Genomic DNA, 19,086 nt, shown 5'->3' on the forward strand with positions numbered 1-19,086 from the left:
AAGTCGCGGCGCAATTCATAGCCAGCATTTTAATCTCAAAAATCGACATCGCCCTGGTTCCGTTCCCCGGAGACCGGCAAATTGCTGCCTTTGATTCGGGCGCGCAACTATGTCGCGTTTCCCGTCCGGGCCGACGCCTCTTCCGTCGTGATCGCCGTTGCGGACCCCAGCGATACAACGTGCAGGAAGCCTGCGCGGATTTCTCCGGCAAGTCGGTTTCAATCGTCGTTGCACGCGCAACGACATTCTCACCGCCATTGAGGCGGTTTACAGCCCATTGCCGGCAACCAATCCGAAGGAATTGCTGGCTGAAATCCTCAACGACGCCGTCACGCACCGGGCCGCGGACATTCACTTTGAGCCGAAGCCGCAGGGCATCCATATCCGCTACCGTATCGACAACGGCATGGTGCACAGCGCCTATTATGATGACGCCATGAAGATCGGGCTCATTCAGGCCATCAAGAATCTGGCGAAACTCGATCTGGCGCAAACCAAGCTGCCGCAGGACGGGCAGGCGCGGCATAGCATCGGTTCCACCACATTCAATCTGCGCGTCAATACCCTGCCCACCATCCGGGGCGAGGCGGCGGACATCCGCATCCAGGATGAAACGCGCGATTTCGGCACCCTGAAAAGCTCAGGCTGTCTCCCGAGCAAATCGCGTTGTTCATGCGCATTATCACCGTGCCCAACGGTATCATTTACGTGACCGGGCCGACCGGCTCCGGCAAGACCACGCTGCAATATGCCTTGCTCGCAACCCAGGACTTGAGCGACGTCGTCGTGATTACGCTGGAGGACCCCGTTGAGTATCAAATTTACCAATACACGCAGTGCTCGATTGACAGGCGGTCGGGCGCACGTTTCCGCTGATGATGCGCGCGGCTCTCCGTCACGACCCGACGTCATCCTCATCGGCGAAACACGCGACTTGGAGACCGCGCGCACGTCGATACAAGCGGCCTCGACCGGCCACGTTGTCTTCTCGACGATGCACACCAACGACGCTTCCAGCGCCGTTGCGCGCCTGATAGATCTCGGCATTGAGCCGTTCCTTATCACCTCGGCGGTCAAGGCGGTCTGCGCCATACGCCGGTTCAGAAGCTCTGCACCTGCAAGCAGCCGCCCAAACCGGAATTGCTCGCCTACTTCCGCGAGGAATTTGGCGAGGGCGATTATATGGTCCCGGCCGGCTGCGAACACTGCAAGAACACCGGCTACAAGGGCCGGACCGCCATTCTCGAAATTTTCCCCCTTACCGACGACAGCACCGCAGAGCTGATTTTGAAGAAAGTTCCCATCGGCGAATTGCGCCGCCATCTTCGCTGCCTGCCGGCAGACTCGCATGACCCGGCCAAGCGTTACCCGACGATGTATGACGACGGGCTCGCAAAAGCGAAGGAAGGCATCACCTCGATAGCCGAGGTTCTGGCCCGGTGGCAAAGGAAGACCCGTCGAATGATTTTCCCCGCATCACCATGAACAAAACAACAAGCATCCACCGTAAACTAAATCGCGGACGAAAGGCCTTCACTCTTATCGAGGTCCTTATTGTCGTCGCCATCATCCTCGGCCTCGCGGCCTCATTCCCGGATACCAGTATGCCATGAAACGCAGTGAAATCACCGGCGTTTTGGGCGCGGTTCACAACGTCGAGACCGCTGTCGTGCATTTTCGCACTAAGCCCGGCGGGATGCGTATCCCGCCGATCACCGAATCGACTTCCGCCTCCGCGTTCAGCCTCAGCGGCAATTCCGCCTTGAGCGGAGCCGATGCAGCCATCCTGTCCAAGGCTTGCACACTGGATTCCGCGATGCTGGCGGAGGGCTTCCTGTCCAAACCGCTCAACCTTAAACTCGGCTTTAACGAAAACCGGCCGCCACGGCGGTTGATATGATATGGGACGTAAAAACAATCGCTACGCACGTCCACCGCCGACACCGCGCCGACAGCCGACCACGGGCGCAATGCCCATGTCGAATGTGTCGTCGCGGCGGCTACAACCGACCGCGCCGGACGGCACTTTTTCAAGCTCACCTCGACCACCATGCCGGTGAAGGCGCGTATTGTATATCTTTATGTGCCAGGCGTGCCGACCGACCGCTGTGCCGACATCGCCAACGAATACGAAAACACCGCCGATGCCACCACCACTGCGGCAAAATTTTCGGCCCCGTCACCTATACCGCTCCGGATGAGAATACCGGACTGAGCAACCTGTATATCTATATAACCCACTTCTGAAATGGCCTCAATCCCCGTCCTTTGGTGGGACAACACCGTTGTCGCCGCCGTCAACATCAATCATCCGGTGTCAACCGTCCTTCCGACGGACGGGGACAGCATTTTGCATTCTGCGGTTTCCTCGAAGGGCTCTCGCCGACCCCCAAGGCAATTCGGCTCTTTTATGCCACCAGCACGCTTGAAGTCGTCGCCACGCCCTGTCCGAAAACCGGCGACCGGCAGCTTATGCAAAGGTGCTGGGCCGAAATTCGACGCGATCAAAATCCGGCAACAGCCTGGTCGGCGCACAAGCCGCGCACGACTGGAAGCGGTGCGGCCACGGTGCTCTATATCGAGCAACAACCACGCCTGCAACGACTGCGCTCCATCCTCCAAGATCGAGGCATAACACTGGATGCGGCGTTTCCCTGACCTCATTGATTGATCTCGCGCCCGAAGCCGTGCCGGCCAAACCTCTTATCGCCCTGTTCCACAGCGACGAAGGCGCGGCGATTGCGGTCCACGCCAGAAGGCGACCGCCACACGGCATTTTTAGAGGCGAAAACGCCGGGAGCGTCTGACGCATGACCTTGACACGGGCTTTGCCGCGTTCGCTGGCAAAGCCGACCCGGTGTTCATTGCCGTCAACGCATCGTCGCAACCGATGGACGAGGCGATGCTTCCAAGAAAACCGGCCAAGTATTACAATGTCGCAGAGTTCATCACACTCGGCTTGCGCCTCACTCCACGAGATTTGCTCAACCTGCTTCCGCCGCCGCCAAGCCTTACCATCAATACCGCCATCTTCGCCGTCGGTCTCGTTGTCGCGGGCGTCGCTCTTTTCAAGGGTTCGGTTGAGGCGCTCTGCATACCGCGCACCAGCCGCCGCGTTCAGGAGGCTCAGGAAGCCCAGCTTGCGAAGGACAATGAGCGTTACAGCGCAAACAAGGCTCAATTCGACAGACAGCAGGCGTTTCTGGACGATTGCACAATCGCCTCTCAGGTGAAAACCAAGTTCATCGAGGCGGTTGGCGGGCCCGGCCCCAGCAAATTACCATTCGTTCAATGACGCTCAACGAACAGTCGTGGAGTATCGCCGGCACGCTGCACCGAGGGCAGCCGTAAAGCCAAGTCCGCTCGATGCGTTCATCAGCCAGCTCGGACAAAACGCCTCCTGGACCATCAACGCCGGCGACAAGCCGGCCCCCAAAGCAGGTGGCGGGCGGCGACCAGCGCCCCGTCGAGTTCACCATCACAGGGTATTCAATAATTAAATACATGAATGCCGCACCCAAGAAATCCGCCATCGTTTTTCTTTCCGTCGCGATCTTCGCCGTCATCGCCATCAACGCGGTCCGCATCGTCTATCCGCCAAGCCGGGCGGTCAACAGCGCGAAAATTTCGCAGCTCCAACGAGAGCAGCAGGAGTTGTCCAGATACAACAGCGACAATCTGCGCAGCATCGAGCAGCGCGTTTCCGATCTGAAACGGCAGCTCTGGACTGACTCAGCCTTCGCCGTCTGGAAAGAACAACCTTCCCGATGGCTGGATTGCCCAGGAACTCAGCCCCGCGGATGCGAGGGAGGTGCGCGCGCCGTTTCGCCATCCAGCGGCCCAACGCCACCAGCCAGCACTGGGATGAAATCCTCAACGTCCTTCGCGCATCGGAGAGCAACCGTTGCATCAATGTCCAGACCGTTTCACTCGCCACGCGAGGCGGTTACTCCGGCAGCCGCGAGTTCGCCCAGTGCACCATTTTCGCCACATTTTTCTTCTCAACCTCTGATTTCAAGACGACCCAGCCATGAAACTGCACGAGAAATTATCAAATGCCCGCGACGCCGATATCGCCACGGCTCGAATCAGCATACAAGGAGGCGTTGGAAAAGGATAAGGTCGATTTGACGCATTTGGCCCGCGGCTTGGATACCGTTACGGATTTGGACGGAAATTCGCATCCCAGACGCTTTGGATTTGTTGCAGCGGATATTAATAAGGGCCTTCGTTACGGCATTGGTTACACATGGGACGGCAACCCCGTTTATCAGTCTTACTCGGATCATCATTTGCATAGGGGACGCACTGGCAATCCTATGATGCTTCACACGGCCGAGTCGCCGGCTGAATTGCTCGACAAGGTAAACAAATGGCATGCGGCATTTCTTGCTAAAACTCCTCGTTACAGTGTGCGCACAATAGGCCCCAGCTCGAGCGAGATCGACAGAATTTCCTTTACGAAACGCCCGCACAGGCTGTTTCCGGTCTGGACAATACCGACCAGCGGCTTTGCGCGGACATCAAGCTGATAGACAACCATACCAATTCCGTGGTTGGAAGATGGGCCTGGTCCGAAGGGAACGGAGAATACCGGAAAGAAGGATCGCCCTGTATTCGGCACCTTTGCAGCAGGCCGCCCAGTCCCTTGGAATCGAAAACAAAGCCGCAAAGCTCCCGCTGCCAAAATCAGCGTTTAACCCCTTACCGCGCCGGCATGACGCCGGTGCGGTCTTCAAAAATGCCTAAAAACAACCAGACGAAGTCACATCGGAGAAACCAAAAACGGGCTCACGCCATCAATATGATGTCGCTCCAAGTCACCGCAGCCACCGATCTGCGCGAACACACCGGCAAAACGACAATGAATGGGCCACTGTATTTGCCATCCATACAAATACCGGGGCAAAAAAACGACCCCAAGGCCATCCGGTCACCATCCATTTCGGCCCCAGACCCTGGCCTTGGCAAAAGCCACGATCAAGGGGCTCATGTTCACCGTCGTCGGTGAACTCGATTATGATAAGGTCGTGGACGACTCCGGCTCCGAAAAGGAGTTTTATAAGGTGCATGCACTCCAACTGAGCCCGCCTCCAAAAAGGCCGAAGCGGATGCTGAAAAATCGTAACCTTCAATCTCTCCACCATGCCTCAATTCGATATTCCCGAGGAAGACCTCGTCGCCATAAAGAGCGCCCAAAAGCTCATCGCCAGCGAGCTTGGCGCTGACCTCATTCCAACCGACCAACTGGTTCAGATCGTGGTCAAGTCCGTGGACAGCCATGCTCTGGCTGTTGGCGTTCTCAATTCCATGGGTTCCAAATCGCTTGAACCACCTGAATAAAATTTCACGTCGAAGTCTTATCGACCGGGCTTAATTGCCAACTGGCAGGCCGTCCAGCCCGCACCAATGGACGGTTTTAGAAAGGATAAATATCCTATGGCACAAAACTCAGCCAAAACTCGCGGCTCCTGCCGCTTCCCAGAATGAACCGGTCATCAACGAGGAGATTCAAACCAAAATCAATGCGTTCCGCGCACAGAATCCCAAGTTTGTCGAATACTTGAGACAGCTTCCGCGCGAACGCGTCGAGAATATGGCGATTCTCCGCAAGATCGAGCAGGCCGAGCAGAAGGAACGCTTCCGCCAAGCTTCAAGCGTAAAGCTTGAGGCTTGGCTCAAAACGTCCGAAATCGCGACCCAGATCGCCGAAAGGGTTGCCACGCTCCCCGCAGAAAAGCAAGCCGGCGCCCGAATCAACATGATTCGTTCCGCCATCGAGCGACAGGCGTTGCAACAAGTTCAGTCTGGACCAAAGGTAGCCGTATAACGGTTCTTTTACCGATATCCGTTATCTTCACTCCCTGTCCTGTGCTATCTATCTTAGCTATGGGCAGGGAGTTTCTATATGGGCCAAAAACTATTGCATTTAAAAAATCCATTATAAATGTAAAACACTATCATGCCAATAATTACCCCAATCGATTCCTTTATCCCCGTCGCGGGGTCGGTCGGGTCGCGGGTCGAGGTCGCGGGTCGCGGGTCGGTCGGTCGCGGGTCGCGGTCGCGGGTCGGGTCGCGGGTCGCGTCGCGGTCGCGGGTCGCGGGTCCGGGGTCGCGGGTCGCGGGTCCGGGGTCGCGGGTCGCGCGGGTCGCGGGTCGCGGGTCGCGGTCGCGGTCGGGTCGCGCCACTTAAATTTTTTCTATTTTTTCTAAAGTCAAGTCCGCCTGTCGGATTGCCTCCATGGGCCGCACTTTTCATGAATACCCGCTTCGATTCGGTGACAAGGGAGGGACGGTATGCCTGATTTGAGGACACCTTGGTCCGATTTCCCGGACGTCCTGCCTCATACCTCGATTGCCTCCCTCAAAGCGCATCCGGCTTATGCCGACGCCAAAGCCGGCGATTTCAACGCAGCTCGCGCCGTCACATGCCTTGGTTAATCCCACCAGATTCAAATGGCGCACCGATTTCGTCGTTCCTGTCATCAAATTAGACAGGATTCCGTCTGGAATGCCCTCCCATTGGGCATGGCTGACGCCATCTCCACCTTCTCAGGGGCCAAGGTTGTTACCACCGTTTTCCAGTCCAATATCGTCCACCAATCGGACGCCAATGCCGTTTCTCGCATCGTAAACCAGCCCTCTTCGAGGGCAAATGCCCCAAAGGCTCATACCTTATCGTGGACGACATCGTCTCTTTCGGCTCCACCATCGCCAACCTGCGCGGCTTCATCGAGTCCCACGGCGGTAAAGTCGCCGCCGCCTCCACCTTTGCCGCTCAAATCTTCGCCACCAAGCTGCGCCCCGATTCCTTCACCATCTCTTCCATCCTTCGACGCTTCCCTCATGCCGACGACATCATCCAATCCACCACCGGAGGAGTCTCCGCCGCCACACTCACCAACCGAGAAGCCAACTTCATCAATGGACTTTCGCAAATTGAGTCCATCAGAAATCCGCTCATTCCAACGCACCGTGTTATCAAAATTCGATCTAGCCTCGACCGCGACGACTTCGCCGAACGTTACTGGCTGCCCGACGAGTCCTGAGTCCGTCCTTCGCCGGCGCCACGACTATTTCCCCTGTATCTTGTTTTCCAATGCCCTACGGCCGGGAAAGGCCTTTCCCGCGGTCGAGCCCAAGCGTCTCGACCTCCCTTTCTCGCATACCCAATGCTACTTCTTCCACGGCCGTAGCCGGCCGGATCTCCACGGACGCAAACAACGGCCGTCATGATTCATAAATTATGAATCTAGGAATTTAGGATTAGGCGCAGCCGCGCTTCCCCGGCAGGCTTCCCTGCCTTTGGCGCAAAGCTTGAAAAATCCCCGGCCGGGCTCGCACGGGCCCGGCGAACGCGCCGGCGTCATCCACGCCTTCCTTGAACCGGCAGCGCCGGCATCCTCCCAACTCCCAATCCATCCCCACGCCCCTTCCCCTCTCCCGGGAGAGAACCCTCCGCTGTGCGTGCCGCGGCCTCCGGGCCGCCCTTCGGGCGCTTTGCGCCGTCATGCTCGCTCCGCCGAGCATTCAGCAAGTATCCATATTATGGATACTAAATGGCGCGAAAAAAACTTCATTTTTTCAAAAACGCTTGCATTCACTACTAGGAAACTAGTAGTGTCTTGGTGTTGGAGGGACCGGTTACGGCGGCCCCTCCTTATCGAAACCATAACCATCAACCAATATCAGCTATGTTCCGACACTCCTACTTCACACAATCCAGCGCGCTTGACAACGTGCTTTCTCACGACGCGCTCCGCCGCGTCGTTCCTTCCGCCTTCGCGGAGGCGCCCCGCGTCCACCTCCGAGCGTTACAGCTTCCTGCCCACCACCGCCGTCATTTCCCGCTTGGAAGAGCATGGCTGGGTTCCGGTCGCGGCCTCCCAGTCCGACGTCAGGGACGAATCCAAAAGGGCTTCCAATCCCACATGATTCGCTTCGCCCAGCTCTCCGATCTGCGCGACCGCCCCCATGTCGAGGTCCGCCCCGAAATCGCCTACATCAACTCCCACGACAAATCCCGCGCCGCCCGCCTTGAGGCCGGCTTGTTGCGCTTCGCCTGCGCCAACGGCCTGATCGTCTCCGACGGCTCCGTCGCCGGCCTCCGCTTCAAGCATTTCGGGGTGGGCACGGGCGAGCTTGATGATGCCGTCATCCAGATCACCGCCAAAGCTCCCGCGCTTTTCGAGGCCATCGAGCAATGGCGGGCCCGCAAACTCTCCGAGACCGAGCAGCGCGAGTTTGCCCGCCGCGCGATCGACATTCGCTGGCCGGCAAAAAGCCCGTCCTGGACCCCGTGAAAATCCTTCTCGGACGACGGGGCGAAGACGCCGGCGAGAATCTTTGGAGAACCTTCAATGTCGCACAGGAAAATCTCCTGCGCGGCGGCCTCTGCTACCGGACCGCCGCTTTCCAGCGCGCCTCCATTCGTGCCGTGAGCGGTATCACGGAGACCGTCCGCATCAACAAAAGCCTCTGGGCTCTCACCGAGGAATTTTCCAACAACTAACCAACCGAGGGGACGGAGCGACCGTCCCCTCTTTTAAAACCAGACCACCACAGAGGGCGGCGTTGACCGCCGCCCTCCCTCCCTACCCTTCAACTTAAAACTTATGCCTAAGATCATTACTGAAACCGACATCACCGCTGCCGTCGCGCAGCTCAACAAAAGCGAAAAGGCCAGATGGCCCTTTTCTGGATCGGCACCGGCGCCACCGATTTTTGGGACTTGACTTGGAAAACCAGCGCGCCCTCGAAACGCTCTTGCTCTCGATCTTCGCGTTTCCGGGAACCTCGCGTGACATCATCGAGGAGGACGGCCAGCGCGATCAGCTCTGGACCCACAACCGCCGCATCGCCGAGGCCGTCGAGTCCGTGGTGAAAGGGCGGAATCCAGCGCGGCGGAACCCAACGGAGACGGCGCGCGCGCGTCCATCCGCTGGCTCGCAAACTGGTGCATGAAGCACAGAGAAGCCAGCACCGCGGCCGTCGTGCGCTCCATTCTCCGGTCCATCCATAACAGTTCGCAACTGGCCCCTTCGGCGCCTTGGCTTTGTCGATGATGAAATCACCGCGCACCTAATGGTTGTTATTGATGCCACCATCGGCCGGCAGGCCGACAGCTTCACGACACCGACATCCGCGAGGCATTTGTCGGCATCGAGGGTGGAGAAACATGGTTTTCGCCGACACCGGCGCGCCCGAAACCCCTGAATGCCTCCAATCTCCAATACGTATCCAACCATCAATTACACCTCCCATGACCTCTTCCAAAGAACGCTCGCCCGCGGAAATCGCCGGCCTCAAGGACTTTTTCCCAACTCAAAACCATTGATCGCGAAGCCAAGGCCGCGGTCGAGATAGCCAAACCGGCCCTCGTCCGCCTAGCGACCGAACTTGTCGGCCGCACCGATGCCCAGGCTCAACTGGCAAGGCAGCTTTTCCTGAGTCTATACAACGGCGGATTCACCAAGGTGGAGCTCGCCTGCCTTCCGCTGCTGCCTTGGCCCGGCAGCGCGATTTCGCGGACGTGCTGCTGGCCTTCAATGGACCCGGCTTTTCCGACAAGGACATTTTGAAGGCTTTCGAGGCCGCCGGCGACGCCGGCGCGCCTGGTTCTTCACCGAGCCCGCCCCCATCGGCAATATCGCCGTGAGCGAAGACGACGGCATCGAGGCCGACAACGCCGGCACGGCCGCACGCGAGGCCATGCGCTTGCTCGCGCGTGCAATCGCCTGCCAATACAGCGCCAGCCCTTCGCCATCCGTAAGCTTTTGCGCGATATTCTGGAGGAACGCGAGTGCGCCCCGGCATCCAGATCGCCGGCACCGACTGGAAACTACGCCGGTTCTTCTGCACCATGCTGCGCGGTTTCGGTCGCGGGATTTCGAGCCGGAGTTCATCATTGAGGCCTTCTACGACATGGCCGGCGACGCTGGCGTCGCTTGGCTCAACGAATAGGAGGAATCGCCATGTCCACCACCACATTGGCAGACGCCGAACAGTCGTTTAACGTCGCGCGCGCGCTCAGTGAGCGCGATGCGCAGCTTGAGGCAGGCGAAAAGGCGTTGGCTCAAGCGAAATTCGAGATGCTGCAATTTGAAAGCATTCTCGCCAAGTTCAAAAAGAGATAAGCAACTGCGAGGTTGACATCAAAACGGCACGTTACCGGCAAGTCGGCCTCAATGCGGAAAAGCAGCAGGCCGCCGACGAATTAGCCAAGGCGATCACAAACCCAAACGCGTTTTCCACCATCGAAAAGGCCTTCGACAGGGTGCGCCGGCGAACGCGAATCTTGCCTGATTGTCGCCGAGCTTGCGGCTCCGTCTCCATGTCCGTCCAGTTCAAGAAATGGATGGACATGGCGGACCGCGGGCCGCAGCCGAGAAAAGGGCCGGCACTTTGTCCGACGAATGCGAGGCCGCCCGGCGCCGGCGCGATGCCATGCGCGACCACGTCGCCGAGACGCGCCTGAAACTAGCCGAGATCCGGCAGGCGATACAGCTCAAGAAACCCTGAATGTCTCCAATCCTCAAAACGTATCCAATCATCAATTACATCCAATGAATACAACATTTTCCCGCCAACTTTCCGAGGCGGAACGTCAGAAAGCCATGGACGATTTTGCCGCGCAGGTGCGCGCGATCAACGCCGAGTCCAAGGCCGCGGTCGAAGCCGGGGCCCCGGCGTTGCAACGCCTCGCGAAATGCTTCGCCGGCGCGCCGGCGGACGCGGGCGAGCGCGGCTCTTGCGGCCGCTTCTCTGCAACCTGTATCGCGGTTGCGGCACAAGCCCGTTTCGCCACTTCGACTATTTGACCGCGGACAACCGGGACGACTTCGCGGCGGTCGCCCTGGCTCTCGGCCATGAGGGATTTCCCGACCGGCGGATTCGCGAGGAAATCAAGGCCGTCGCCGGCGAGGCGGCTTTCGATTGGTTTTGCGAACCTCAGCCAGAAGACGCCACCGGCGAGCTTTGGGACGCGGGAACGACTTCCGATGAAGACGGCGGCATCGAGGCCTTGGCGCGAATCGCTGACGCCGTTGTCTGCGAATACAGCGGGCAGGCGTTCAAAATCAGGGCGATTTTATGGGCCTTGTGCGACGGCGGCGAGGCCGACTTGTCCGACCTCATGGCCCTCGACTGGAAACTGCGCAAAGACCTTTGCACCGTGCTCCGCACCATCAGTATCTCGACCGAGGACATGGAAATCGTCTTGGGCGCAGCGGCCGAGCGCAAGCACCGCCCCTATGAAGACGGCTACGACTGGCTGCTGGAGGCCCAGAGTTGACACTCACCACGAGCGGGAAACCCATGGAAAGCGAAAATCTCACGAGGCTCCTGCAAGATGCGGAACGCCGTTTGCAGGAGGCCAAATTCAACCTGTTGCTCAGGGAATCGGAGCTGTCGAAGGCCCGCGATGCGCGCATCGCCGCCGAGGTCGATGTGAAGGTCGCCGAGAATCTGGTTGCCAACTTGCAACGTGAAATGAAGGCGAAGCATGCAAACGCGAAAAACTAAGATGCCATTCCCCGACCGGCTGCGCGGCGCGCAGACATGGGTCTCACGCGCGAGCAGGCCGCTGTCGAGCTTGGCATAAAATTGAAGACGCTCGAAGCCGGGAACAGGGCAAATATACCAAGCGCATCGAGGAGATCATAGACCTCCACAATCGCCTGATCGGCGACGGTTTTAATACCTAATTACCTCGCGCCGGTTCTCCCATTGTGCGGCGGCGGTCAAGTCGCTTCGCGGCTCCACCTTTGCGTTCCGGCGCTTCCTTCGTCGGTGCCGGCGATGCCGGCACCGCTCCTCAGCGCGCCTCCACGACTCGCCGCCGGCTTCACTGGCGTTCAGCGCGGATACGCGACAGCCCGGAATGGTTCCGGGGCACGGATTCCCCGCTGACATTCCATATTATGAAGTCACCAGTTGAAATCATCTTTGAATGCAGAGGTGTGGCCATCCGTTACATCCATGAGGTTTCATGCTCATTTATAGAACAAGGTTTGCACGCCACCAAGCGCGGTTACTGCCCGATCAGCCCCACGGGTTATTTCTCATGCGCTGGATTCGGTGGTAATGATTTGAAGAATCAACTATCCTCCATGCTTGAGGGCGGGCAGTCGAGTTCGACAAAACCGCAAATATGCCATCCGGCGGTGCCAGAAGGCACTGCGTCTAAAAGACAATGGAGATGCCTGGAGTAGATATGTCACATTATCGTCGGACGCTGAATATGCCCTCAGTTGTGGTTTGTTCGCACCAGATGATGACCGTCGGACACTGTGGCAATACTCACACCGCCTCTTTCAAAGGCTTCTCACCGGCCCGGCATCCGAGCTCCCCGATTGCAAGGATTTCACCACCCGGTTCCCGGTCACGATATTCTCAAAAAAGATCATTCCGATCCAAAGGACAATCGCCGCCCTCGAGAAATTCATGCAGGAATTGTCCCGGCTGAAAAAGATTTCCCGCACCAATTTTGCCCCATGGATTCCACACTTACCTGTGCCTGCCACCGCGGACGGAAGGGGAACCCGTCATCCAGCCCTTGCCACTAGAAACAGAATTTGACTTGGCTTGGACTCCGCCTTCGAGGACGAAGACCGGACAAGAAGGACGATGAATATCAGGATGGCGATGACGGCATGGGCGCCGCCATTGAAGATGACTCCGAAGACACTCTGCCACCCCAGCAAATGCTGCTGCTGTAAAGGCATTCGCCCGGGAGCCGGCTAGCCGGCCGTCTCCCTTTCCAGTCGGAAGGCCCCACCCCACCCGCGCGCAATGGTTGCGCATGATGTATTCATGATTTCAAATTATGAATACATGAAATTATGAATATGCGCGGCATCCGCCGCAACCCGCGAAAAACGCCGTCCTTTTTCAGGAGCGGGCGGCGGCGTCTCCAGCATAGCAGGCAGTCAAAGGGCTGCGCCCTTACGACGCCTTCCGCTTCCTCGTCGGGGCGGACTTTGTCCGCCGCTCCTCAACGCTTCAGGCGTCTTGACTTTGCCTGCTTTGCGGGGACGTCCGCGCCCAGCTCGCAACAACCCCTCAATCACGAGGGCGGCGGCTCAGGGCGCAGGCGCTTCCATCATGTCCAACAACAGTGTTCTCTCCCATTCAGACTTGGTCAAAACGCTCGATGCAGACTTCGAGGCGAATCGCCAAGTCTGGCGTGAAACCACCGAGTCGGTGTATCATGAAATGCTCAATATTCTTCCCCAGCCTACCTTGAGGCAGATATGTTCATGCTGGGAGAACCCTATTCGCATAATGCCAACGGCGAGGCGGTTTCTCCATATTCATGGCACGAGAAGGCCACTATTTCGCCCTGCACGGCACGCGCCGGCAAGTCAGGGATGGCAAGCTGCCCCGCTGCCGGCATGACGCCGTGGGCCGCCCGAAACCGGGCGGCCTCCTGCCCTGCCCACGCTAGGCCGCCGCCATGCCAGCGCAGGTTTCCCAAGCCAAGCCAGCGGCGCTTCGCGCCATTCCCAATGGCCTTCGTTCACTTTGGCGACCCGCAGTTCTCCCGTTCGTTGCGATGTTCGCCCGCAGCTCGCTGCGCAGGGCCGTCGCCTACCGGCGCGGACCGTGCCGGGCCACGGACCGCACCGGATTCGCGGCAGCAGACTTTCCGCAAGCTCCAAGCCCGCTGCCGCGACCGGCGACGGCCCAAACCTGCTTGCGGACTGCGGGCGAACATCTCCACTCGGGAGCCGTTGCACCCGCCGCGTCGTTCACTACGGCGGCAGCAGCCTTCATGTATTCATAATTTCATAATTTATGAAAATAAGAATTACTATGACCGTTACAACCAGCCTGATGCAAAAGCGGCATATGGCCGCCTTTCCCGTCCCCAGCAGGGGTCGTTTTTCTTCCGCCTGGTTCTCCCATTGTGCGGCGGCGGTCAAGGTAGTCGCTGCGCGGCTCCACCTTTGCGTTGCGGCGCTTCCCCTTCGTCGGTGCCCCAAGCCGGCACCGCTCCTCAGCGCGCCTCCACGACTCGCCGCCGGTTGCAGCCGATGAACCAGCGGACGTTCGGGACATCCGAAACAGTTTCGAGCCTGAAACGGCCGCAGGTGCATCCGACATGTCAAAGATTGACACCTTTGAATCCATCCCGGCACACTCGCCCGCACACATGACCTCCATAAGGTCTTCTCGGCCTTCCTCAAGCTGACGGCTTGCGCGCTAGCCTGCCAGACGCGCGAGGAAGAATACCTCGAGGAGGCCAAATACTGGAAAAAGGAAAACCTCGAAACCTTTGGCGGCGATGGGCGCCCTCATCCTCCAAATGGAGAAGGAGCCTTTCACCGACTTGCTCGGGACCTACTACATGGATATGATTATTTCAAAAGGCGGGCAGCAGTGCCATGGGGAATTTCACACGCCTCAAGAAATCTGCCGGCTGATTGGCAGAATGCTGGCGGACGGCGACAGCCTGCCCGAATCCGGGCCGGTTACGATCTGCGAGCCCGCGTGCGGATCAGGCGCGATGATCCTCGCGCTGGCCGAGCAATATGGCCCCGCAAACATTCGCAGGTTGCGAGTCACCGCCATCGACATCAATCGCATGGCCTGTGACATGTGTTTCATCAACACCACCCTATGGGGCATCCCCACCCACGTGATTCACGGAAACTCCCTCAACCTCAAGTTTGAGGCGTCTTGGCGAAACATCCATTGATCGCGCCGTTTCTGCTTCGCATCCACGCCTCGGAGGATGTAGTCGCAGCCGCAGCGTCAATGCCATCCGGCCGGGCGAGCCCCCTCTCCCGAGGAAACTGCCGCCATCAAGACGGCGCTGGGCCAGCAGATGTTTGATTTCAGCTAGGGTATGCCCTTGGCTTGCCCGGCACATCCGTGCCGGGCAAGCCTTGCTCCACGGCCAAGGGGTCTATGGCCCGACCCTTGAACCCGGGCCGTGGCGCGCGTTGCGCTTTTGGCTCCGTCCCCGGTAATTGTCTCTTTGTCCGACCGGCGGCGCGAACCGGCCTCACGGCCTAAAAAGCTCGCCTCGTGGGAGGCGAGAACCGCTTTTTTCGCTCCCGTCAGGTATTCGCACGTCCACCGCCCATATCCGCCACTCAAGCCGGATCTCTACGGCCGCGAGCTGCGGCCGTCATGGTTCATAATTTATGAATATATGAATTTAGGATTAAGCGCAGCCGCGCTTCCTCCGCCAGCATCCCCTGCCTTTGGCGCAAAGCTTGAAATCCCCGACCGGGCCCGTGCGGGCCCGGTCGGAACGGCGCCGGCGTCATCCACGCCTTCCTTGAACCGGCAGCGCCGGCACATCTTCCAGCTCCCAATCCATCCCCACGCCCCTTCCCCTCTCCCGGGAGAGGAACCCTCCGCTGTGCGTGCCGCGGCCTACGGGCCGCCCTTCGGCGCGCTGCGCGCCGTCATGCTCGCTCCGCCGAGTCGGATGCAAAAGTTTCGGGATGGCAGATTTTTTGCTTGTCCTAACTTCATATATTCTTAAATTATGAATTTAAAATTAGGATTCCCCTCACAATCCCAAGGAGCGCGCCAGGCTTCGGTCGTCCATGGCAGGGTTAGGAACCGGTTCGCAACCCGTAATTCATAAAATCATAGATTAGGAATATATGAAAGACTGTCATCCTTTGCCCAGCCACCGTCCGCCCGCCCAGCGCCCGTTCTGGCGCGGTGTGCTCAAGACTGATTTCAAGTGCGCCCGCGGCACTTGGCTGAAAGGCACGCGCGTCTTTGTCGCTAAGCTCAACGCCAGCGTGGCCGATCTCTACGAGCAGGCCGCGGACGGCCCACGCTATCTCGACACCGTTCCGTCCGCGACCTTGGAGGTTCGGCGCTGCCTGTCCTGATATACCTGTAATTCATAAAATCATAAATTAGGAATATATGAAAGACGATGCCAACAGCATGAAACGAAACGTCAAGCCGGCCGCGCCAGTGCGCGGCCTCAACCTGCCGCTTTTTCCGGCGCGCCGGGCAACAAAACAAAGGGGCGACTATGTTCGACTTCTATGCGTCCCACGCGCCGGCCGTGCCTGACAGCTTCATGCCGGACAAGAGGGCAGGGATGCCGCCCAGCAACTCGAGCGCGTTACGGCATGGGCCGCCGCCTATGCCGAGAAAATGCTCAGCGTGCGCTCGACGTAATTCCGGCGTGACATCCTTGCCGACACGTTTCATAATTTCCTAAATTATTAATTTATGAAAATAGGAATGCCTAGCACGGCCGCGACGCCCATTGTCCTCTTTGGAGCCAAAAGGGCGGGGTTGGCAAAACCACGAGCTGCATCGCCACGGCCATGGCTTATGCCATGGCCGGCTTGCGCGTCGGCTTCCGCGACTGCGATTCCCAAAACAGCCTCGCCAATGCCATGCACCAGTCGGCGTTCGCCGGCATGAACGTGGTGACCGCGTTGGAGGGCACGGATGACTCATACGACATCATCCTCGCCGACAGTCCTCCGCACCTCAACGAGCCGCTTTTCCTTGATGAGTTCGACCGATGCTCGCTGTTCGTTCTGGTTACCGGCACCGGCACGCTCGATTTGCAGCCCGCAGCGGAGACATTGACGAAACTGCGCGCGCGCCGGCCTGACGTGCCCGTGCGCATCCTCATCAACCAGTTCGACGGACGCCGCCGCCGGACAGGCTGGTCGAAGAGGCATTGCATGCGGTCGGCCTCGATACCGTCCCTTTGATTCAGCCGTTCATGTCCAAGAGCGAGGTTTACCGTCACTTGGTTTACGGGGCTGGCATGTGGCGGCGCGGGAAGTGCGCGACCGGGAAACCATCGAGCGCATCCAGAAAGAGACGGCGGATGTCGCCACGGCAATATATCAGGCGTTGCAATCACATTCATAAATTCATATCTTGTGATTTTATGAATAATCCCTACACTTCGCATCATGGCTAAAAAGACACCGCTCCCAAGAAACCGGCAGCATTCGCCGCCTTGAGCCGCGCGCTCGCCAAGCCCACGGCCGCGCCGGCGCCATCGCCCAAGACGCCCGACGCGGCAAGGCCGAGCGCCGCCATCCGTGCGCTCGCGATCAACCGGACACAGGCTCCCTTGCATAGCACCCAGCGCCGGCAATATCCGCTCTTGTCCATGTGCGTCGCCCCGCCGACGCCGCACGCATTCAGGCGGTCTTCGTTTTCCTCAATAATAACGGTCGGCGTCCGACTCTTTCCGAGGCAGTGCGAGCAGCGCTGAAAATCACGCCCTTGGACGAAGCCTTCCGGATCACTACGACCGCAACAGCGACACCGCGGACAAGAACGACCGTCGCACCGTCAACCTTTCGACGGATTTGCAGCCTCGCATCACCGAAATCCGCGATTTCCTACTCAAAAACCGGCGCAGATATGTCGGGAGCGCAGCCGGCTGCGCCGCCTTGCAACGCACCGCGCTCGATGCCTCCTACTTGCAGGCCTACGATGCAACCAAGTCCCCGGCCGACGCGGCACCATACTATGACCACCCTTTACGACATCGCCCTCGATCATGCCCGCGACGCCGCCGGCGTCGCCTTCCAATCGAAATCGCACGCCACCATGACGGCCCGGCCGCAACACGCGTCTTCATCGTGCTCGCCGTCGCCAACGTCGGCGGCAAGCGTGACGTTTTGCGACTTTGACGGCCTGCCACACGGACCCGGAGGGTGCCGGATGGAAACGGTCGATGCACGAGGCCTCCTCGATAGGGTAGGGAGCGTTCCCTTGCCGATGGGCTGGACGCCTTGCATTTCGAAAGCGGCACCCGACCTACATCAACACATTCGACGGTCTCACGGAGCATGCCTCATCCATGTTTGAGATTTGAACCCATGTATTCCCTCGCCCCGACAATCCAGCCCTTGCAGAAAAAGGCGCTTTGATAGCGTCCGATCTGCAAAGGGCCATGCCTCTACGTGCCGAGGCCGCCGCACCCTTTGGCGCCGCTTTGACGGCATTTGCCGAGGCCGCTGGTGTGACGGTCGAATCTCTGACCATCGGGCAAATCCTCGATATGGCGGGCAACCCGCCGCGGCCGGAGCCGAAGCTATTCTGGTATGCGTTGGGTAAAATCGGAGGTGCATGGTATGCCATTGCGCCGGCGAATGGTCTGGAATCCCCCTTGTCCCCGTTATCGCCGGCCACCGGCGCCGTTTGTTGCAGCCTCAAGACTTGGCCCACGCCAAGGCGTTTGCCACCAAGAAGGAGGCCCGCGATGCCGGGTGGCAGGTATTCCCTCGAACTTACGTTTTCACGTTCAAATGAGCATGAGCAAATTGGTGCCAAGCATCCGCCCCGATAAAGACCAGCTCGATTTCTTTCGCGAAATCGCAGCGGTCACCGGCAACAACTACACCAATACCCTTGAATTTTACAGTTCGTTGCCGGCCATACTTTTGATGCCGGGCACGCGGACACAAGCAAACCCTACCGGAAGATCTTCACCTACGGCAACGAGCAGTTCACCTTGATTATGAAGCCCACGAATATCGTCCGCAAAGGCGACGTGGTGCGGCAGGCGTTCCCGGCAACGTGAAGGTATCGTTCGCGAAGTCGTAACCAAAATGGCCATCGACAGCCCTGACATCCTGCACCAAATCAAGGCGGCCAATCAAACCAAGGTTGAGTTGCGATGCTCGCTTAGCCGAATCCGCGCTAGGTGCATCGAAGCCGGGCACGGCTGGAAGCTCGAAGAAATTCACGAAGCTCTCCAAATCCTGTCGGAATGCCGCATCGAGATAAAGCAGGGCAGCGTTCGCATCAGCCCCGAGGTCGGTCTTCTGGGATACGGTTACGGCATCAATGAGACCGATAGCGAACGCTCGCTTGCGGTCATTACCTTTCATCCGCTTTTCATCGGCGCGCTCCGCAAGAAAGGCTATCGTCAAATCCACTACGGCCGCCTGATGCAGTTGAAGCATCCTCTGGCTCGCTGGACTTACCAGCGCATGTCCCATTACTACACGACCGTGGAGAAAGGCTTTTTGGTTTTTCAAGTGCCAAGCCCTACAACATCTCGCTGAAATTCATCCTCGAAAACAGCACCATGACCCGCTACGTGAATTTGCGCAACAACGT

24 protein-coding genes and 2 pseudogenes are annotated in these 19,086 nt (G+C 58.8%); 25 read left to right on the plus strand and 1 reads right to left on the minus strand.

Annotated features, from left to right (window positions below):
- The first annotated feature begins 157 nt into the window (after window positions 1-157).
- From OH491_RS27335 to OH491_RS27435, 22 genes and pseudogenes are all read left to right on the plus strand, one after another.
- Complete coding sequence (locus OH491_RS27335) at window positions 158-712, plus strand: ATPase, T2SS/T4P/T4SS family (protein WP_342751167.1); 555 nt, start codon at window positions 158-160, stop codon at window positions 710-712.
- The gene (locus OH491_RS27340; RefSeq protein ID WP_342751168.1) at window positions 688-876 is read left to right on the plus strand and encodes an ATPase, T2SS/T4P/T4SS family; all 189 of its coding nucleotides are present in this window, start codon (window positions 688-690) and stop codon (window positions 874-876) included. Before OH491_RS27335 ends, OH491_RS27340 begins: the two co-directional genes overlap by 25 nt.
- Window positions 845-1,093 (plus strand): annotated as a pseudogene (locus OH491_RS28385) (ATPase, T2SS/T4P/T4SS family); the annotation flags it as partial. The gene OH491_RS27340 and the pseudogene OH491_RS28385, both read left to right, overlap by 32 nt.
- A gap of 47 nt (window positions 1,094-1,140) precedes the next feature.
- Entirely contained in the window at window positions 1,141-1,485 is a 345-nt protein-coding gene (locus OH491_RS27345; RefSeq protein ID WP_342751169.1) for a hypothetical protein, read from the plus strand.
- Window positions 1,482-1,613, plus strand: a complete 132-nt coding sequence (locus OH491_RS27350) for a type II secretion system protein (protein ID WP_342751170.1) — start codon at window positions 1,482-1,484, stop codon at window positions 1,611-1,613. The genes OH491_RS27345 and OH491_RS27350 overlap by 4 nt, the downstream gene beginning before the upstream one ends.
- Window positions 1,610-1,900, plus strand: coding sequence for a hypothetical protein (locus tag OH491_RS27355; protein WP_342751171.1), 291 nt, complete (start codon window positions 1,610-1,612; stop codon window positions 1,898-1,900). Before OH491_RS27350 ends, OH491_RS27355 begins: the two co-directional genes overlap by 4 nt.
- Before the next feature lie 957 nt (window positions 1,901-2,857).
- Window positions 2,858-3,295 (plus strand): hypothetical protein, encoded by a 438-nt coding sequence (locus tag OH491_RS27360; RefSeq protein WP_342751172.1) that lies wholly within the window; start codon window positions 2,858-2,860, stop codon window positions 3,293-3,295.
- Between the two features lie 505 nt (window positions 3,296-3,800).
- Complete coding sequence (locus OH491_RS27365; RefSeq protein WP_342751173.1) at window positions 3,801-4,034, plus strand: hypothetical protein; 234 nt, start codon at window positions 3,801-3,803, stop codon at window positions 4,032-4,034.
- A gap of 21 nt (window positions 4,035-4,055) precedes the next feature.
- Window positions 4,056-4,532, plus strand: a complete 477-nt coding sequence (locus tag OH491_RS27370) for a hypothetical protein (RefSeq protein WP_342751174.1) — start codon at window positions 4,056-4,058, stop codon at window positions 4,530-4,532.
- A 613-nt stretch (window positions 4,533-5,145) separates the two neighbouring features.
- Window positions 5,146-5,343 (plus strand): hypothetical protein, encoded by a 198-nt coding sequence (locus OH491_RS27375; RefSeq protein ID WP_068773248.1) that lies wholly within the window; start codon window positions 5,146-5,148, stop codon window positions 5,341-5,343.
- Between the two features lie 34 nt (window positions 5,344-5,377).
- Window positions 5,378-5,830: a hypothetical protein gene (locus tag OH491_RS27380; RefSeq protein ID WP_342751175.1), complete on the plus strand. Its 453-nt coding sequence runs from the start codon at window positions 5,378-5,380 to the stop codon at window positions 5,828-5,830.
- Between the two features lie 853 nt (window positions 5,831-6,683).
- A complete protein-coding gene (locus OH491_RS27385) occupies window positions 6,684-7,052 on the plus strand; it encodes a hypothetical protein (protein ID WP_342751176.1) in 369 nt (122 codons plus the stop codon).
- Between the two features lie 645 nt (window positions 7,053-7,697).
- Window positions 7,698-8,306 (plus strand): DUF932 domain-containing protein, encoded by a 609-nt coding sequence (locus OH491_RS27390; RefSeq protein WP_342751177.1) that lies wholly within the window; start codon window positions 7,698-7,700, stop codon window positions 8,304-8,306.
- Window positions 8,303-8,515: a hypothetical protein gene (locus tag OH491_RS27395; protein WP_342751124.1), complete on the plus strand. Its 213-nt coding sequence runs from the start codon at window positions 8,303-8,305 to the stop codon at window positions 8,513-8,515. Before OH491_RS27390 ends, OH491_RS27395 begins: the two co-directional genes overlap by 4 nt.
- A gap of 224 nt (window positions 8,516-8,739) precedes the next feature.
- On the plus strand, window positions 8,740-8,967 hold the full coding sequence (locus OH491_RS27400) for a hypothetical protein (protein WP_342751178.1): 228 nt from the start codon (window positions 8,740-8,742) through the stop codon (window positions 8,965-8,967).
- 690 nt (window positions 8,968-9,657) lie between these two features.
- Window positions 9,658-9,966, plus strand: a complete 309-nt coding sequence (locus OH491_RS27405) for a hypothetical protein (RefSeq protein ID WP_342751179.1) — start codon at window positions 9,658-9,660, stop codon at window positions 9,964-9,966.
- A gap of 11 nt (window positions 9,967-9,977) precedes the next feature.
- On the plus strand, window positions 9,978-10,139 hold the full coding sequence (locus OH491_RS27410) for a hypothetical protein (RefSeq protein ID WP_342751180.1): 162 nt from the start codon (window positions 9,978-9,980) through the stop codon (window positions 10,137-10,139).
- 480 nt (window positions 10,140-10,619) lie between these two features.
- Window positions 10,620-10,823, plus strand: coding sequence for a hypothetical protein (locus OH491_RS27415; RefSeq protein WP_342751181.1), 204 nt, complete (start codon window positions 10,620-10,622; stop codon window positions 10,821-10,823).
- A complete protein-coding gene (locus OH491_RS27420; RefSeq protein WP_342751182.1) occupies window positions 10,820-11,296 on the plus strand; it encodes a DUF7673 family protein in 477 nt (158 codons plus the stop codon). Before OH491_RS27415 ends, OH491_RS27420 begins: the two co-directional genes overlap by 4 nt.
- A gap of 23 nt (window positions 11,297-11,319) precedes the next feature.
- Entirely contained in the window at window positions 11,320-11,526 is a 207-nt protein-coding gene (locus tag OH491_RS27425) for a hypothetical protein (RefSeq protein WP_068773256.1), read from the plus strand.
- A gap of 2,785 nt (window positions 11,527-14,311) precedes the next feature.
- A complete protein-coding gene (locus tag OH491_RS27430) occupies window positions 14,312-14,704 on the plus strand; it encodes an N-6 DNA methylase (protein WP_342751183.1) in 393 nt (130 codons plus the stop codon).
- Between the two features lie 940 nt (window positions 14,705-15,644).
- On the plus strand, window positions 15,645-15,863 hold the full coding sequence (locus OH491_RS27435) for a hypothetical protein (protein WP_342751130.1): 219 nt from the start codon (window positions 15,645-15,647) through the stop codon (window positions 15,861-15,863).
- A gap of 160 nt (window positions 15,864-16,023) precedes the next feature.
- On the opposite strand, the gene OH491_RS27440 is transcribed toward OH491_RS27435, so the two are convergent.
- The gene (locus tag OH491_RS27440) at window positions 16,024-16,194 is read right to left on the minus strand and encodes a hypothetical protein (protein ID WP_342751131.1); all 171 of its coding nucleotides are present in this window, start codon (window positions 16,192-16,194) and stop codon (window positions 16,024-16,026) included.
- A gap of 83 nt (window positions 16,195-16,277) precedes the next feature.
- On the opposite strand from OH491_RS27440, the pseudogene OH491_RS27445 reads away from it, so the two are divergent.
- From OH491_RS27445 to OH491_RS27455, 3 genes and pseudogenes are all read left to right on the plus strand, one after another.
- Window positions 16,278-16,712 (plus strand): annotated as a pseudogene (locus OH491_RS27445) (ParA family protein); the annotation flags it as partial.
- Between the two features lie 1,557 nt (window positions 16,713-18,269).
- Window positions 18,270-18,479, plus strand: a complete 210-nt coding sequence (locus OH491_RS27450) for a hypothetical protein (protein ID WP_342751134.1) — start codon at window positions 18,270-18,272, stop codon at window positions 18,477-18,479.
- A gap of 93 nt (window positions 18,480-18,572) precedes the next feature.
- The gene (locus OH491_RS27455) at window positions 18,573-19,031 is read left to right on the plus strand and encodes a hypothetical protein (RefSeq protein WP_342751135.1); all 459 of its coding nucleotides are present in this window, start codon (window positions 18,573-18,575) and stop codon (window positions 19,029-19,031) included.
- The last annotated feature ends 55 nt before the right edge of the window (window positions 19,032-19,086 follow it).

Origin of the sequence: Termitidicoccus mucosus (genome assembly GCF_038725785.1) — a bacterium.
Taxonomy (GTDB): Bacteria; Verrucomicrobiota; Verrucomicrobiia; order Opitutales; family Opitutaceae; genus Termitidicoccus; species Termitidicoccus mucosus.

What these genes read in the sequence shown, in the direction of transcription:
- OH491_RS27350 (WP_342751170.1), top strand. Translation starts at nt 1,482, where the DNA reads ATGAACAAAACAACAAGCATCCACCGTAAACTAAATCGCGGACGAAAG.
- OH491_RS27355 (WP_342751171.1), top strand. Translation starts at nt 1,610, where the DNA reads ATGAAACGCAGTGAAATCACCGGCGTTTTGGGCGCGGTTCACAACGTC.
- OH491_RS27365 (WP_342751173.1), top strand. Translation starts at nt 3,801, where the DNA reads ATGCGAGGGAGGTGCGCGCGCCGTTTCGCCATCCAGCGGCCCAACGCC.
- OH491_RS27370 (WP_342751174.1), top strand. Translation starts at nt 4,056, where the DNA reads ATGCCCGCGACGCCGATATCGCCACGGCTCGAATCAGCATACAAGGAG.
- OH491_RS27375 (WP_068773248.1), top strand. Translation starts at nt 5,146, where the DNA reads ATGCCTCAATTCGATATTCCCGAGGAAGACCTCGTCGCCATAAAGAGC.
- OH491_RS27390 (WP_342751177.1), top strand. Translation starts at nt 7,698, where the DNA reads ATGTTCCGACACTCCTACTTCACACAATCCAGCGCGCTTGACAACGTG.
- OH491_RS27410 (WP_342751180.1), top strand. Translation starts at nt 9,978, where the DNA reads ATGTCCACCACCACATTGGCAGACGCCGAACAGTCGTTTAACGTCGCG.
- OH491_RS27415 (WP_342751181.1), top strand. Translation starts at nt 10,620, where the DNA reads ATGGACGATTTTGCCGCGCAGGTGCGCGCGATCAACGCCGAGTCCAAG.
- OH491_RS27425 (WP_068773256.1), top strand. Translation starts at nt 11,320, where the DNA reads ATGGAAAGCGAAAATCTCACGAGGCTCCTGCAAGATGCGGAACGCCGT.
- OH491_RS27430 (WP_342751183.1), top strand. Translation starts at nt 14,312, where the DNA reads ATGGAGAAGGAGCCTTTCACCGACTTGCTCGGGACCTACTACATGGAT.
- OH491_RS27440 (WP_342751131.1), bottom strand. Translation starts at nt 16,194, where the DNA reads ATGAAACGTGTCGGCAAGGATGTCACGCCGGAATTACGTCGAGCGCAC.
- OH491_RS27450 (WP_342751134.1), top strand. Translation starts at nt 18,270, where the DNA reads ATGAGCATGAGCAAATTGGTGCCAAGCATCCGCCCCGATAAAGACCAG.
- OH491_RS27455 (WP_342751135.1), top strand. Translation starts at nt 18,573, where the DNA reads ATGGCCATCGACAGCCCTGACATCCTGCACCAAATCAAGGCGGCCAAT.